This is a genomic window from Hymenobacter norwichensis DSM 15439, assembly GCF_000420705.1.
Classification (GTDB): domain Bacteria; phylum Bacteroidota; class Bacteroidia; order Cytophagales; family Hymenobacteraceae; genus Hymenobacter; species Hymenobacter norwichensis.
Window position 1 is genome coordinate 601882 of the sequence record NZ_ATVL01000006.1, and the last position, 13336, is coordinate 615217.

Genomic DNA, 13336 nt, shown 5'->3' on the forward strand with positions numbered 1-13336 from the left:
CGGGTTGCACGCCTGCGAATGTGCTGCGGCAAATCATGTACTAAACAAAAAGCCCCGGTTGTAACCGGGGCTTTTCACTGCAAGCGAAGCACTACTTAGTAATAAGCTTATCAACTTCGGCCTGATTGATTTTCACGGGATATTTAGCCCGCAGCTGTGTTATCCACTCCTTTTCCAGATAATTCTGGTAATCGGAAGTGGCAAGACCACGAGCTTCAGCTAGAGTCTTTGGCCCTGCTGGCAACGTTTTGTCGATGATGACGGTGTAGTAGCGCCCATCTTTCTGCACGTCGTACGAGCCAGGCCCACGGCTCATCAATTCATCCACCACTTTATTGTCGCCTTTAGCAAACGCCTTCTGTGTGATTTGCACTGAAAGTGGATTCTGGGCATTCAGCAACTCCTCCAAAGCCGTTGGGCTAATACTGGAAACGGTTTGGGTTAGAGTATTGTCGGTGCTAGGCTTGGCCTGAGTGGTTTGCTCGATGCGGTTTGCTGGTACACCCTTACCAGTTAGGTACGCAGCTGTAGCGGCGGCGCGGCGGCGGGCAATGCCAGCGGGTTCGCCTTTTTTTGCCCGCCCAACCAGTGTAACGCGTAAGGCGCTATCGGCTTGCAGAATCCCAGCCAGTCGGTCGAGGGTAGGGCGTGCGCCTTTGTTAAGCTTATCGGTATTCGGGAGGAAGCCTACGGGCTGCGGTGCTAGGCGTGACACCGCATAGCGGCCAGCTTTTAACTGCTGCTTGGCTTGAGCCAGCAGCGCTGGTGTAGCCGCGCTGATAACGGTACCCTGGGCGCGGTTGTCCCACTGATATTTGCTCTGATTTTCAGTGAAGTATTTCTGTAAGCCTACTGTATCCTCAATGGCTTTGCTCCATACTTTCTCGTCCATGAGTTGGAACAGCAGAATACCGTCGCGGTACTCTTTCACCAGCATCCGGTAATCCTCATACTTATTTTCGAGGTTGTTTTTCTCGAAATCAGTCAGGCTTTGGTCAACAAACTGCTCGTATAGCTGCTGCGAAACAAAGCGAGGTTCGGCGCCGGGCCGCGGGCGTTGGTTCTGCTGCTCATAAGCCAGAAAGTCAGCCACCGTATAGGGCTTGCTTTTAATGGTAAACAGCGTTTGAGTGTCGCCTTCTGCCTTTTTGCCGCCTTTGCCTACCGGAGTAACCGGGGCGGTGTACTTGAAGCGGCCACTTACCAGCGCGGTGTCAGCCTTGGCAAACGCATAGTCTTTGCCGGCTTGGTTTTCAGTGAATTGGTTTTCAGTGCGTACGCGCTTGAGGAAGGCGGCTTTATTCAACTCAGAGCGTGAGTCTTTGGCTACCTTGCTTTTCAGCGTTGGCTCCATGGCCTCAAAAGTGGGCACTGGCTGTTTCTCAATTAGCTTGATAACGTGCCACCCGTACGGAGTTTGTACCGGCGCCGAAATCTGGCCGGGGGCCTGCAGCTTGAACGCTACTTCCTCGAACGACGGAATCATGCGGCCCGTACCGAAGGGCGGCAATTCGCCGCTGTTAGCTGCCGAGCCGGCGTCTTCCGAGAATTGCGCTACCAGCTTGTCCCAGTTCTCTTTGCGCTGGGTGAGGCGGGTGTACAACTCGTCAATTTTCTTTTTGGCCGTTACAGAGTCAGCTTTAGGCATGCCGGGTGTCGCCCGAATCATGAGGTGCGCCACCTTAATTTCGCCTTGCGCTGGCCGGATATCGTTCACCTTGATGACGTGGTAACCGAAGCGCGTCCGTACGGGCTGCGAAATCTGCCCTACTGGCGTTTTAAAGGCTGCTGATTCAAACGGATACACCATCTGCATGGCAGTGAAGTACCCCAAACGGCCACCGTTTTCACGGGCTGAGGGGTCCTCGCTGGTTTCACGGGCCAACTGCTCGAAATTCTCGCCGCTGCTTACGCGCTGGCGTAAGGCCGTGGCTTTTTGGTAGGCTGCCAGCGTATCGGCAGGGGAAGCATCGGGCGAAAGACGAATCAGAATGTGCGAGGCATTCACCTCTTTGCTCATCCGCTCATAGGCTTCGCGAACCAGCTGCTCGGTGACGCTTTTCTCGGTAAGATAAGGTTGAGCTAGCTGCTGCTTGTAGCCGTCCAGTTCGCGCTTGAACGCCTGCGTGGTATCAAGGCCGCGCTGCTCGGCTTCAATCACTTTTAGCTTGAAATTGGTGTACAAGTCCAAGTATTCCGTAACGCTAGGGCGTGTGCCGTACTCGGGAGCCGTGCTATTATTCTTCCGATAAACGTAGGCAAACTCCTGCGCGGGTACTGGCGTGGTCCCGAGCGTTTCGACAGCAGCTTGAGGAGCGGTAGTAGTTGGTTTGGTAGCCTGGCAAGCGGCCAGCAGCGCGGCGGCAGCAGTGCCGACGTACAGAATGCGTTTGTGCATACGAGATATAAGAAACTACAATGCGGGGCAATTGCCTCTCAAATCAACTGAGCCTAGCTAACTGCACTGTTGCAATTTTACGGAATTTATTTGGCCTGCCCTCTACAAATTACCCTTGTGGCTACGGTCAATTTGCAACTAGCACAGCTTGGTTTCAACTGCGCTAATATCACCTAACGCCATAAGGGCCGGGCAGAAACAAGAGAAAATCAGCAACTGCTGTTCTTGTTTCTGCCCGGCCCTTATGGCATTGAATGGCTATTGCTGAGGTTGCTGTACCAAGCTTTTGTACAGCCGGCAAACGTTCTGCGTGCCTTGGGTGGTAAATTCCACCCGGTCCATAATGCGGTTGACCAAGGCCATACCTACACCACCCTTTTTGCCTTGCCGAATAAACTCTGGCAAATCGGGCTCGTGGTAAGAGGATGGCTTGTATAAATTGGCCGCATTATCGAATATCTCGATGCCGAAAGCCTGCTCGTTTACATCAATCGCCAAATCGAGGTGTTGCGACTCGTCTTCACCGTTGGCGTGAATGATGATGTTGGCCACTATTTCATCCACAGCCAGCACAATCTGGTTGAGTTGGAGTGGGGACAGGTGATAGTTCAGCAGAGAATCCGCGACAAAGTCGCGGACAACCTTCAGGTTGCCTCGGCTACAACTAATCCGCAGTGCGTTTTTCATCCCCGCTGGCTGTTCAATATAAAATTAAATGGCAGTAGCCTCCGATTCTGAAGGCACGATGGTCATGAGGGTATCTAGACCGAGGATTTCGAACACGTTGTGTACTTTCTCCTGCATATTGAAGAACACTAGCTTTACTCCTGCGTCCTGAAACTGCTGCAAGTGCGAAATGAAAACACCTAATCCAGCCGAAGAAATGTAGTTCAGCTTCTGACAATTGATAAGTACTTTCTGGTATTGCAGGGTTTCTGGCTTGGTTAATTCGCCATCGAGCAATACTGATGAACTGGCATCTAGTTCACCATCAAGTAGTAACGAAAGTGTATCGGCGGAAGCGTGTTGCGTTATTTTCATAAGGTCAGGGTACGTCAGTTAAGCCCGTCAGGTTGAGCGGATTTGAACTTAACTACCAGCAGCGTCTGGTCGTCGTGCATAGGCTGGCCAGTACTAAACTCAGCTAGATCTGCCAGAATCTGCTCCTTGATTTCGTCAGCCTCCATCGAGAAGGTTTGTTCCAGCATATACAGCAGGCGCTGCTCCCCATATTCTTCCTGAAGGGCGTTGCGGGCTTCTACAATACCGTCGGTGTAAATCACCATCACATCTCCCGGGTTGTAGTCGTAAAACTGGTTTTTGATGTGCTTCTCGTAGGTCTCGTTGCGAATGATGCCTAGCCCTAAACCGGTTGTTTGGAAGTAGGAAACCTCTTCTTTGATGGAGTGATAATAAAGCGTGTGGCAATGGCCAGCGCGGGCAAATACAAAGCCGCCGTTTTCGTAGTCAATAATGTACAAGGAAGCCGTGATGAAAGCAGCCTTTTCCAGGCAGCGGGCCAAGGCAGTGTTGGCCTGGGTCATGAAGCGGCTAGGCACCGGAAACTTCTCTCGCTCTGAGCGGGCCAGGTAGTTTTCCTGCATCAGCGCGTGAAAAATGCCCTTCATTTGAGCCACGTGGAACGCTGCCGTTACACCCTTGCCTGATACGTCACCGATAAGGATAGCTAACTGCCGGCCCGGCAGGTGTAAGAAGTCGTAGAAGTCGCCGCCAACTTCCTTGGCCGAAGCCGCATAAGAGCTGATGTCAAACCAGCTATCGATAGGTAAGTTCTTGGGAATCAAACTGTCTTGTACTGCAGAAGCAATCTTTAGCTCCTCCTGCACCCGCTGGTTTTCCATCGAAATATGCACCAGTTGCAAGTTCTCGATACTAAGTACCGTTTGGCTGGCGAAAGTTTGCAGAATGCTCAGGTTTTCACGGTCGAAACCATAGCGCTGCTCTTTCAGCATATAAAGCGACCCAAAACGCCGCTTGGCCGAACGCAGTGGCATCATCACCAGCGAGCCATACGGCAACTCTAGGCTGCGGAAGCCGCTACTGCCAGCTAAATCGTTGTTGAGGTACTCGATATGTTGTAGCTTATACTCTTGCAGCAATTGTAAAATGCTGTTTATCTGCTCGGGTGAAACGCGGTATTCTTGGATGGTGGTGGTGCCTTCTTCGGTTTCCAGCGTAAGCCAGGCTGCATCGGCGTCCATGGTTTGCACCGCCGAATCGAAAAGCATGGCGTATACTTCTTCTTCGGTTTGGCCTTTTTGAATGAGCTGGGTGAGGCGCTGCATGCTCAAAATCTCTTCGCGCTTCTGCTCAAATACACTAGCCGTGGGCAAATTGAAGATGGTTACCAACAACCCCATAGAGGAGTAGAAAGCACCAAAGAAGGCGTTGAGTAATAGAAAGGCATGTTGCGGTGCCGGGGCCACCAGCTTGGGGTCGAAGCGGATGCGCAGGAAGTACACCACAAACACCGTCATGGCCAGCAAAATAGCTACTTGCAGCAGCACAGCTTCCCATTTTTGACGGCGGTTGAGGTAGGCCACCCATTGTTGATTGCCACTCAGATACACCCCAAAAATACCTAGGCCGCCCACAATAAAGTAGTCGAATGGATGTGGTGGTACCCAGTTGAGCAAGCGGAAAAGGAGCGTAAAGCCTAGTAAAACTTCAAACCATACCCATTGCTGCCGCAGCTTTGGCGAAGCTCTGAACAGCACTAGGCTGCGCCAGGAATAATTAGTGTACGCCAGGAAAACAACAAACAGCGCCAGATTAATCGTGTAGATAACCGCATAGAATGTCTCATCGTTGGTGGGCAGTTCGGCCTGTACAAACCGCTCAGTCAAGTGCAGGCCGATGCAGACGGTAGCTAACAAACCAGGACCTAGTACGAGGCGGCGCAGCAGACCCGCAAAGTCGTTGCCATGCAGCGGATCTGGGCGGCCGCGCTGATAGATAAACGCAAATGCCGCAAATGCCGCCTGACTTACCAGCGTCACCCACTCCGGCCAGCTACCGCCCAGCCATTCAGCCGCCTGGCCGTTGGTACGGCTAAGCGAGCTAAGTAGCAGCAGCACCCAGCTGATAATCGTAAGAGGTAAGGTAATGGCTTTCAGCCGCTGGCGAAAGGGCATAAGGTAAGGAACAAAACTGCGCTGGATTATAGCCAGCATTTAAGCAAAACGGACCGCTAAGATATAGCGGCAGAACTAATAATGTAGCTGAGGCTTTGGGGTAGCTACTTGGGTGAGTTTTAACTGTAAGCTGTTAACTAGCTACCAGCCTGAGCACATGGGGTTTTGTGCTAGACCTTTAATGAATGTGAATTAGTCAACAGCAATGCTCACAAAAGGAAAGCCGGCCCTTTGCAGGACCGGCTTTCAGTGACAGAATACAGTGTTGCTATTTGGTGCTGTAGTTAGGCGCTTCTTGCGTAATCTGTACGTCGTGGGGGTGCGACTCCCGGAGGCCAGCACCAGTGATGCGCACGAAGCGGGCTTGCTGCAAGTCTTCCACGGTAGCGGCGCCACAATAGCCCATACCGGCACGCAAACCGCCAGCCAGCTGAAACAGCACTTCAGCTGCTTGGCCCTTGTAGGCCACCCGGCCCACAATGCCTTCGGGCACTAGCTTCTTGATATCGTCTTCGGCATCCTGGAAATACCGGTCCTTCGAGCCGTCTTCCATAGCTTCCACCGAACCCATGCCGCGGTAGCTCTTGAACTTGCGGCCTTCAAAGAGCGTGACTTCGCCAGGTGCCTCTTCGGTGCCGGCTAGCAACGAGCCAACCATAATTGTGCTAGCTCCGGCCGCCAGCGCCTTCACCACGTCGCCCGAAAACTTGATGCCGCCATCGGCAATCAGCGGAACGCCGGTACCTTCCAGGCCGCGGGCCGCTTCCAGTACGGCCGAAAGCTGGGGCACCCCGATACCAGCAATGATGCGGGTGGTGCAGATAGAACCCGGTCCAACACCCACTTTCACGGCGTCAGCGCCAGCATCGGCTAGGGCGCGGGCACCCTCGGCAGTGGCTACGTTGCCGGCAATTACCTCCAGATTAGGAAACTGCTGCTTAAGGTTACGTACAGCATCAAGTACGCCTTTGCTGTGGCCGTGGGCGGTATCTACGCTTACCACGTCTACGCCAGCTTCCACTAGCGCCGCTACCCGGTCCATCAAATCAGGCGTAACACCCACGGCGGCACCTACCCGCAAACGGCCGAACTCGTCTTTGCACGCGTTAGGAGTACGGCGGCGCTTCCGAATGTCCTTGTAGGTGATGAGGCCTACCAGCCGGCCGTCGGTGTCCACTACCGGCAGCTTTTCCACCTTCGATTCTTGCAGAATATCCTCGGCATCGGCTAGCTCGGTGCCGGCTTTGGCCGTTACGAGCGGGCCGTGGGTCATCACCTCGGTTACGTGGCGGCTCATGTCCTTCTCGAAGCGCAGGTCACGGTTGGTAAGAATGCCTTTGAGGCGGCGCTGCTCATCCACGATGGGAATGCCCCCAATGTTGTTGTCGCGCATCAGCTTTTTGGCGTCGCCGAGGGTAGCCGCTTCTTGCAGCACGAACGGGTCGAGAATCATGCCGCTTTCCGAGCGTTTCACCCGGCGCACCAACTCAGCCTGTGCCTTGATGCTCATGTTCTTGTGAATGATGCCGATACCGCCTTCCTGCGCCAGCGCAATAGCCATTTCCGACTCCGTGACGGTATCCATAGCGGCCGACACAAAAGGCAGTTTTAGACGGATGTTGCGGGTGAGTTGGGCGCTCGGGTCGGTGTCGCGGGGCAGTACTTCCGAGTAGGCGGGAAGCAGCAGGACGTCGTCGTAAGTCAGCGCCTCGAAGGCAATTTTGGAATGGGGGGTGGCGTAATCAGCCATGGCAACAAGGAGGTTAGGTTCCGCTTATTGCCGGGTAAAGTTACTATGAAAAGTTGGGATGCAGATTATCAATAGATTGTTTTACTAGAAAGTATACTGCCAACAGCCGTCAGCCTTACCGAAAACCTCTGTTGCCGTTTTCGAGTTGAAAGAACCGCTGTGCTAGGTAGCATAGCATCTTCCTCTCAGATTCAATATTCATGGCAACTAACAACAAAAACTGGTTTATAACCGGTGCCAGCACCGGATTCGGCAAAGAACTGGCTGAATACTGCCTCAGCCAAGGCGATAAAGTGGCGGCTACTTTCCGTAAGCAGGAGCAAGCCGATGAATTCACCAAGAAAGCCGGTGCCAACGGCCGCGGCCTCATCTGTGAGGTGACCGACGAGCAGCAGGTAAAACAGGCTATTGCCGATGCTATTGAGGCGCTGGGCCACGTAGATGTGGTAGTAAACAATGCCGGTTACGGCTCCTTGGGCAGCATCGAGGAAATTGACGCGGAAGAAGTGCATCGTCAGTTCAACGTGAATGTATTTGGGCCGCTGCACGTGTTGCGGGCTGTGCTGCCGCATCTGCGGGAGCGGAAAAGCGGCCACGTGCTCAACATCACCAGCATTGGCGGCCTGAAAACTTTCCCCGGTGTGGGCGTGTACAATGCCAGCAAGTTTGCGCTGGAAGCCATTGGCGAGAGCCTAGCGCAGCAAGTGAAGCCTCTCGGCATCAAGGTGACCAACATCGAGCCCAGTGGCTTTCGTACCGAGTGGGCCGGCGGTTCGGCGTCGTATGTGGATACTAAAATCGAGGATTACCGCGCCACCGTGGGCGAAAACCTAAAAGGCATTCAGAGCTATAGCGGCAAGCAGCCCGGCGACCCGCAGCGCGCCGCCAAAATCATGTTCGACGTGGTGCGGGAAGAGAATCCGCCGCTGCATTTGCCACTCGGTAAAGCGGCCGTGAAAGGTGCCCGCGACAAGTTTACGGCCTTAGTGCAAGAATTGGAAGGCGTAGCTGAATTAGGTGATTCGGCCGACTTTCCGGAAGAAGGCAAATAGCGCAGCAACCGCGCTTTTCGCTAGTGCAAGTGCTTAAATACGGGCTGTTTCCTCTTAGGGAATGGCCCGTATTTGTTTGTGGTACCAACCAATGGTAAGAATGTGGAGCGGCATTCGGGCTTCCACCCAAAACATAACGGAGTTGCACCGCCTGCCGCCCGGCAACCTCCGTATCTTGCTACGCAGTTACTCACTTATTCAGCTACTCTATTGTGTCGCTTTCCGCTAACGACCTCCACGTAACCTCCTGGGCCGACTTGCAGCAGGCGCTTTTTCGCGACACCTGGGACGGACGCATCGGGCGTTTCCGTTCACCGTTTGTGTACCGGGGGCTGCGCTCTTCCAACTGGTTGATGACTACCAGCTTGCAGCGCCTGGGCGGCGAGTATGGCCAATTGGAAAATCATTTGCTGCGCAATTTTCGCAAGTACGGCCGCGACTTTAGCCAGCCGGGTGCTTCGGTTTGGAACTGGCTGGCGCTGGCGCAGCACCACGGCCTGCCTACCCGCCTACTCGACTGGACTTACTCACCTTATGTAGCCCTGCATTTCGCCACCGACGACCTGGAAGCTTACGGCGAAGATGGCGTCATCTGGGCTATTAACTATGTGCTGGCGGCTGAGTCGTTGCCACCTAGTTTGCGAGAAGCCTTGCGCACCGAAGGATCCAATGTATTCACGCCGGAACTATTGGAGCCGCTTTGCACCACCTTACGAGAACTGGAGCTACTGCGTGACGAGCAATTTCTGTTGTTTCTGGAGCCACCTTCCCTTGATGCCCGCATTGTGCATCAGTACGCGTTGTTTTCGCTAATGAACACGGCCAACGCTACGTTGCATGAGTGGCTGGAACAGCACCCAGAACTGTATTTTCGTATCATTATCCCGGCACATCTGAAGTGGGAAATCCGGGATAAGCTCGATCAGGCCAATATTACGGAGCGGGTACTGTTTCCGGGACTAGGGGGGCTCAGCCGCTGGCTGCACCGTCACTACACCCCCACGCCAGGCCAAACTGCCTCCGACTTAGAGGACGACCAAATTTCTGGTTAGCGTGGCGGTCGATGTGTTTTTGTGGAACAAGCCGCCGGGTGTTGAATGCCGGCAAACACTTCCTCTTGCTTATCTTTGCAACTAATCCCGCCCTGCGCGGTTTTATATGTCAGACCGGAACCGAAACCGGCTGACTTTCTCCCGCTTGTCTCCAAGTCTTTCAAACATGGCTGAACAACTCACTGCCCCCGCTGCGCCGGTATCAATCTACGCCGAAGCCAGCCCCAACCCCGAATCCATGAAGTTTGTGCTCAACTCCCAGCTGCTAGCTGATGGGGTAAGCGTAGACTATCCGAACGTAGAAGCCGCTGCCAATTCGCCGCTGGCTCAAGAGCTTTTCAACTTCGATTACGTAGGCCGCGTGTTCATTGCGCAGAACTTCGTAACCATTACCAAAACCTCTGATTTGCAGTGGGCGCACCTCATTCCGGAGCTGCGTACTTTCCTGAAGTCATATATTGAGGCTGCTGGTCCTATCTTCTTGGTCGATCCTGCCGCCGAGCAAAAAGCCGCTCAGCAGGCCGCTGCTACTGGCGATTCGTCGGAAGCCGACCAGCAAACCAGCCAGAAAATCATTGACCTGCTCGACAACTACGTGCGCCCCGCTGTAGAGCAAGATGGGGGCAATATCACCTTCAAAAGCTACCAGGACGGCATCGTGACTGTGAATCTGCAAGGTTCATGCTCGGGCTGCCCTTCGGCCACTGTTACGCTGAAGTCAGGCATCGAAAATCTGCTCAAGCGCATGGTGCCTGAAGTGACAGAAGTGGTAGCTGAAGGCGTAACCATCTAAGCTTTCTGAAGCCCGATTTATAATCGAAAAGCCCGCCGGTGTATCCGGCGGGCTTTTCTTATTTCTGTAATCCGGTTTGTTGAGCCCTGTCTGCAACCTGGGCGCGGCTTACAGAAAATCCAGCTACTCCTAATGGCGTAGCTGGAAGGCGCGGGAAATATTGAAACCGAAATAGATGTCGCCATCAAAGAAGTTGCCGGTGGTTTGCGGCACAAAAAACTTCTCAATCATACCCTGCGAGTTGGTGAAGTGCAGTTGAAACACGTGGCCCCCGGTTTCAATGTCGAAGCCCAGGGCCAAGGAGTTGCGGTAGTCGTCGGCGGTACTTCCGGGCAGCACGTAGTAGTATTCAGCCGTAAGGGCTAGGCGCTTGGTGAGCTTTTGCCGGCCTGCCGCCCCAATGGCGTATACGTTATTTTCGTCGCGCCGCAAATCCACATAGTTGCGGTGGATGAGCGTGGGCATGAGCTGCACCGACAGATTGGAGCTGAACTTGCGGGCGAGCAGCACCTGATAAGAGTAAGTGAAGCGCGAGGTGGTAGAGCGCTCCGGTTGGGGCTGAAACTTGAGGGTACTTACGGACGTGGTAGCCAGCAGCGTTATGGAAACGGGCATAGGACGCGGGCCGCTGCTCTGGCGCACTGCCTTGTATTTCACAAATCCGTCGTAGGTTTTCTCCAAGGAGCTACGCCCGATACCTACCGCTAGCCGGTCGGTGAGGCCATATTCCAACCCCAGCCGAATGGTGGCTTGATCGAGGCCAAAGAACTCGTAGGCGCCACTGTTGAGCGTGCCGAAGCGGTGTGAAATCAGAAACAGCATACTGCCCTTGCCCGGCGTTTCGATGGAGTGCCCGTTGATAACGCGCGTGCCTTTGAACGTGGCCGTTACGTACTCGCGGCGCAAACTATCGGTGGTTTGGGTTTCCAACTGGTTCAGCAGATCCTGGGCTTGTGCGTGTGAAGCAGCTAAGGCAAAGGCCACAGTCAGGGGCCCAACTACCCGCCGAAAAGATAAAAGTGAAGGCATACAAAAGACAGTTATAGAGTTGTTGGTGCATCGTGCCTAGTGCGTAGTGGCCGTTTTGCTAAGTACGAAGCACCAGGCACAATGGGTTAGAGGCATCAGAAAGTTGGGTCGCAGGCCAAACTCACGGTAACATCCACCGACTTAGCAATTTGATTGCGCACCAGCAGTGGAATCTCGATGTTGTAGTCGGCAGGAGCCACGGCAAACTTGGATTTGACTACCAGCCGGTTGCCTTGCTTTTCCAGCGTGCCCGGTACTTTCATCCGCTTGGTTACGCCATGAATGGTTAGGTCGCCTTCCACTTGCACGGCTTGGGAGCCGGAGGATGCTAGGCTGGCAGCAGTCCAGTTAGTTAGCTTCCCGCTGAACGTTGCTTTCGGGTACTTCTCCGACTCCACGTAATTCTCGTTGAAGTGCTCCTGCATCAACGACTTCGGAAACTTAAACGCCTTCATGGGCACCGTAAATGCCACTTGCCCCGACTGCAGGTCTACGGCGGCGCCTACCTGCTGGTTTACTGCCTGAATGTCTTCAATCGGTGTGGCCGAAAAGAAGGTGATGCTGCCACTTCGGGTCAGATACTTGCTTTGCGCCCACGTTGGCAGGCCAATCAGCCAGCCCAACAGCAGCGCCACGGAGAAAACTCGGGTTTTCATAGAGCGGGAGTGTAGCCTTGTGGTCAGTTATTAAGCGCGCCATCGGTCACCCACTTGCGCACCTGGCTGATGTCGCAGTCGGGTAGCTTGCTGCCACCTTGGGGCATGGCTCGGAAACCGGCCTCGTGATTAATGGAGCCTACTAGGCGGCCATTAAGAGCCACCGTCCGGACGGTAGCGTAGGTGCTCAGATTCACGCCGCCGCTAGCAAAGTTGCTGTTGTGGCAGGAGGTGCAGCTTTTCTGGAGCAGCGGCGCCACCGTGAGGGCATACGTGACGTTGGCCGTATTGCAGGTTGGCGTGGGCGTAGTGTTGGTTTGGTCTTCGCCGTTTTCGGAGGCGCAGGCCATGAGCAGAAATCCGAAACCAAGAAATGGCAGCAGTTTGATCTTCATAAGTAGTCGGTTGAGAGTAATCTGACAGAAAAAATGGGGGCCGCCGACCACACAGCAAGCCTTGAATAGGTTAAGCTTCTGCGCTCTTGCTACCTGCCTGTGTGCTTTAGGGAGTGGCTACCGACCAGATATTGCCGATGCCGTCACCTTCTGCTTTGTTGCGCTGGCCTCCATCAGGCGTGTAGTAGTACAGCGGCATACCCTTATAAGTGGTTTGCTGGCGGGTAGCGCCGTTGGCCCCATCGGTCCGTATGATGACCCCAAAGTCACTGCTGCGGAGGTTGGAAGGCATAACGCGGCCAGGCTCTAGGTACACTGGCCAAGTGGCAATGCAGTTACCAGTGCAGTTAGTGGGCTGGGTGGTAGGGTTGGTTTGGTCGCGCCCAAAGGTGTAGAGGGTCCGGCCTTGGCTATCAATCAAAAAGCTCTTCTGAGTGCTTTGGTTGGTTGTTTTGTTGACTACTGTAGTGCGTGCCAGCAGCAAATTGTAGTCGGGTTTCATTACGTACCACACGCCGCCCACATTCTCGCCGAGCATGTCGCCGGCCTTTTCGCGTACGTTCTGGCCGGCTGTATTGGCAGGGGCGTAGTAGTACATGGGCCAGCCTCTGTAAGTGGTCTGCGGCTGCCCATCGGCAGTAGTAATGGTGGCAAAGTCTTCCTGCTTCAAGCCTTCACCCAGCACCAAATTCGGCTCGTAGAAAATGGGCCAAACGGCAGCACAGCCGCCGGTGCAATTGTTAGTGCCGGCCAGGTCGCGGGTGAAATAATAGATTGTGTTGCCTGACTTGTCAACCAGGTAAGAGCCCAGCGTGGCATTGCTACCGAGTTGTACCGTAGGCTGGGGTTTCGTATCGTCGCTGGAATCGTTGCAACTGCTGGTGCTCAAGGCCAGAGTCGTGACGAAAAGTACGGGGGCGCACCACCGCAGCACACGGCTGCAAAGGGCATAGGAAAGTTGTCTAAGCATGGTGGCTGTCTTAGTGAAAAGTGAAGGAATAAGGAGCAGGCCGGCTCAGTAGCCGCGCAGCACACTTGCCGGGCCCAGCAAGGAGG

The 13336-nt window shown here is 54.2% G+C and carries 12 protein-coding genes; 3 read left to right on the forward strand and 9 right to left on the reverse strand.

Going from position 1 to position 13336, the window contains the following annotated elements; translation table 11 throughout:
• Nucleotides 1–91 precede the first annotated feature (91 nt).
• The 5 genes from G536_RS0103725 to guaB form a co-directional block, all read right to left on the reverse strand.
• Nucleotides 92–2398, reverse strand: coding sequence for a peptidylprolyl isomerase (locus G536_RS0103725; protein ID WP_022822237.1), 2307 nt, complete (start codon nt 2396–2398; stop codon nt 92–94).
• A gap of 258 nt (nt 2399–2656) precedes the next feature.
• The gene (locus tag G536_RS0103730; RefSeq protein ID WP_022822238.1) at nt 2657–3085 is read right to left on the reverse strand and encodes an ATP-binding protein; all 429 of its coding nucleotides are present in this window, start codon (nt 3083–3085) and stop codon (nt 2657–2659) included.
• A gap of 24 nt (nt 3086–3109) precedes the next feature.
• Nucleotides 3110–3439 (reverse strand): STAS domain-containing protein, encoded by a 330-nt coding sequence (locus tag G536_RS0103735; protein WP_022822239.1) that lies wholly within the window; start codon nt 3437–3439, stop codon nt 3110–3112.
• A 14-nt stretch (nt 3440–3453) separates the two neighbouring features.
• Nucleotides 3454–5553 carry a PP2C family protein-serine/threonine phosphatase gene (locus G536_RS26095; RefSeq protein WP_169515036.1) on the reverse strand — a complete coding sequence of 700 codons (2100 nt, stop codon included), beginning with the start codon at nt 5551–5553 and terminating at the stop codon, nt 3454–3456.
• A gap of 268 nt (nt 5554–5821) precedes the next feature.
• Nucleotides 5822–7303, reverse strand: coding sequence for an IMP dehydrogenase (gene guaB / locus G536_RS0103745; protein WP_022822241.1), 1482 nt, complete (start codon nt 7301–7303; stop codon nt 5822–5824).
• A gap of 200 nt (nt 7304–7503) precedes the next feature.
• Here guaB and G536_RS0103750 point away from each other — a divergent pair, with 200 nt between their 5' ends.
• The 3 genes from G536_RS0103750 (at nt 7504) to G536_RS0103760 (ending at nt 10200) form a co-directional block, all read left to right on the forward strand.
• Entirely contained in the window at nt 7504–8355 is an 852-nt protein-coding gene (locus G536_RS0103750; protein ID WP_022822242.1) for an oxidoreductase, read from the forward strand.
• A 212-nt stretch (nt 8356–8567) separates the two neighbouring features.
• On the forward strand, nt 8568–9407 hold the full coding sequence (locus G536_RS26100) for an FRG domain-containing protein (protein ID WP_022822243.1): 840 nt from the start codon (nt 8568–8570) through the stop codon (nt 9405–9407).
• Between the two features lie 166 nt (nt 9408–9573).
• Nucleotides 9574–10200: a NifU family protein gene (locus tag G536_RS0103760; RefSeq protein WP_022822244.1), complete on the forward strand. Its 627-nt coding sequence runs from the start codon at nt 9574–9576 to the stop codon at nt 10198–10200.
• 129 nt (nt 10201–10329) lie between these two features.
• On the opposite strand, the gene G536_RS0103765 is transcribed toward G536_RS0103760, so the two are convergent.
• From G536_RS0103765 to G536_RS26110, 4 genes are all read right to left on the reverse strand, one after another.
• Entirely contained in the window at nt 10330–11229 is a 900-nt protein-coding gene (locus G536_RS0103765) for a DUF5777 family beta-barrel protein (protein WP_051166833.1), read from the reverse strand.
• Between the two features lie 95 nt (nt 11230–11324).
• Nucleotides 11325–11885: a YceI family protein gene (locus G536_RS0103770; protein WP_022822246.1), complete on the reverse strand. Its 561-nt coding sequence runs from the start codon at nt 11883–11885 to the stop codon at nt 11325–11327.
• A 23-nt stretch (nt 11886–11908) separates the two neighbouring features.
• The gene (locus G536_RS26105; RefSeq protein ID WP_022822247.1) at nt 11909–12280 is read right to left on the reverse strand and encodes a c-type cytochrome; all 372 of its coding nucleotides are present in this window, start codon (nt 12278–12280) and stop codon (nt 11909–11911) included.
• A 106-nt stretch (nt 12281–12386) separates the two neighbouring features.
• On the reverse strand, nt 12387–13250 hold the full coding sequence (locus tag G536_RS26110; protein WP_084708473.1) for a hypothetical protein: 864 nt from the start codon (nt 13248–13250) through the stop codon (nt 12387–12389).
• Nucleotides 13251–13336: the final 86 nt, after the last annotated feature.

Bases quoted from the DNA above. Each gene is read 5' to 3' on its own strand.
- G536_RS0103770 (WP_022822246.1), bottom strand. From the start codon at position 11,885: ATGAAAACCCGAGTTTTCTCCGTGGCGCTGCTGTTGGGCTGGCTGATT.
- G536_RS0103765 (WP_051166833.1), bottom strand. From the start codon at position 11,229: ATGCCTTCACTTTTATCTTTTCGGCGGGTAGTTGGGCCCCTGACTGTG.
- guaB (WP_022822241.1), bottom strand. From the start codon at position 7,303: ATGGCTGATTACGCCACCCCCCATTCCAAAATTGCCTTCGAGGCGCTG.
- G536_RS26105 (WP_022822247.1), bottom strand. From the start codon at position 12,280: ATGAAGATCAAACTGCTGCCATTTCTTGGTTTCGGATTTCTGCTCATG.
- G536_RS0103725 (WP_022822237.1), bottom strand. From the start codon at position 2,398: ATGCACAAACGCATTCTGTACGTCGGCACTGCTGCCGCCGCGCTGCTG.
- G536_RS0103760 (WP_022822244.1), top strand. From the start codon at position 9,574: ATGGCTGAACAACTCACTGCCCCCGCTGCGCCGGTATCAATCTACGCC.
- G536_RS26110 (WP_084708473.1), bottom strand. From the start codon at position 13,250: ATGCTTAGACAACTTTCCTATGCCCTTTGCAGCCGTGTGCTGCGGTGG.
- G536_RS0103750 (WP_022822242.1), top strand. From the start codon at position 7,504: ATGGCAACTAACAACAAAAACTGGTTTATAACCGGTGCCAGCACCGGA.
- G536_RS0103730 (WP_022822238.1), bottom strand. From the start codon at position 3,085: ATGAAAAACGCACTGCGGATTAGTTGTAGCCGAGGCAACCTGAAGGTT.
- G536_RS0103735 (WP_022822239.1), bottom strand. From the start codon at position 3,439: ATGAAAATAACGCAACACGCTTCCGCCGATACACTTTCGTTACTACTT.
- G536_RS26095 (WP_169515036.1), bottom strand. From the start codon at position 5,553: ATGCCCTTTCGCCAGCGGCTGAAAGCCATTACCTTACCTCTTACGATT.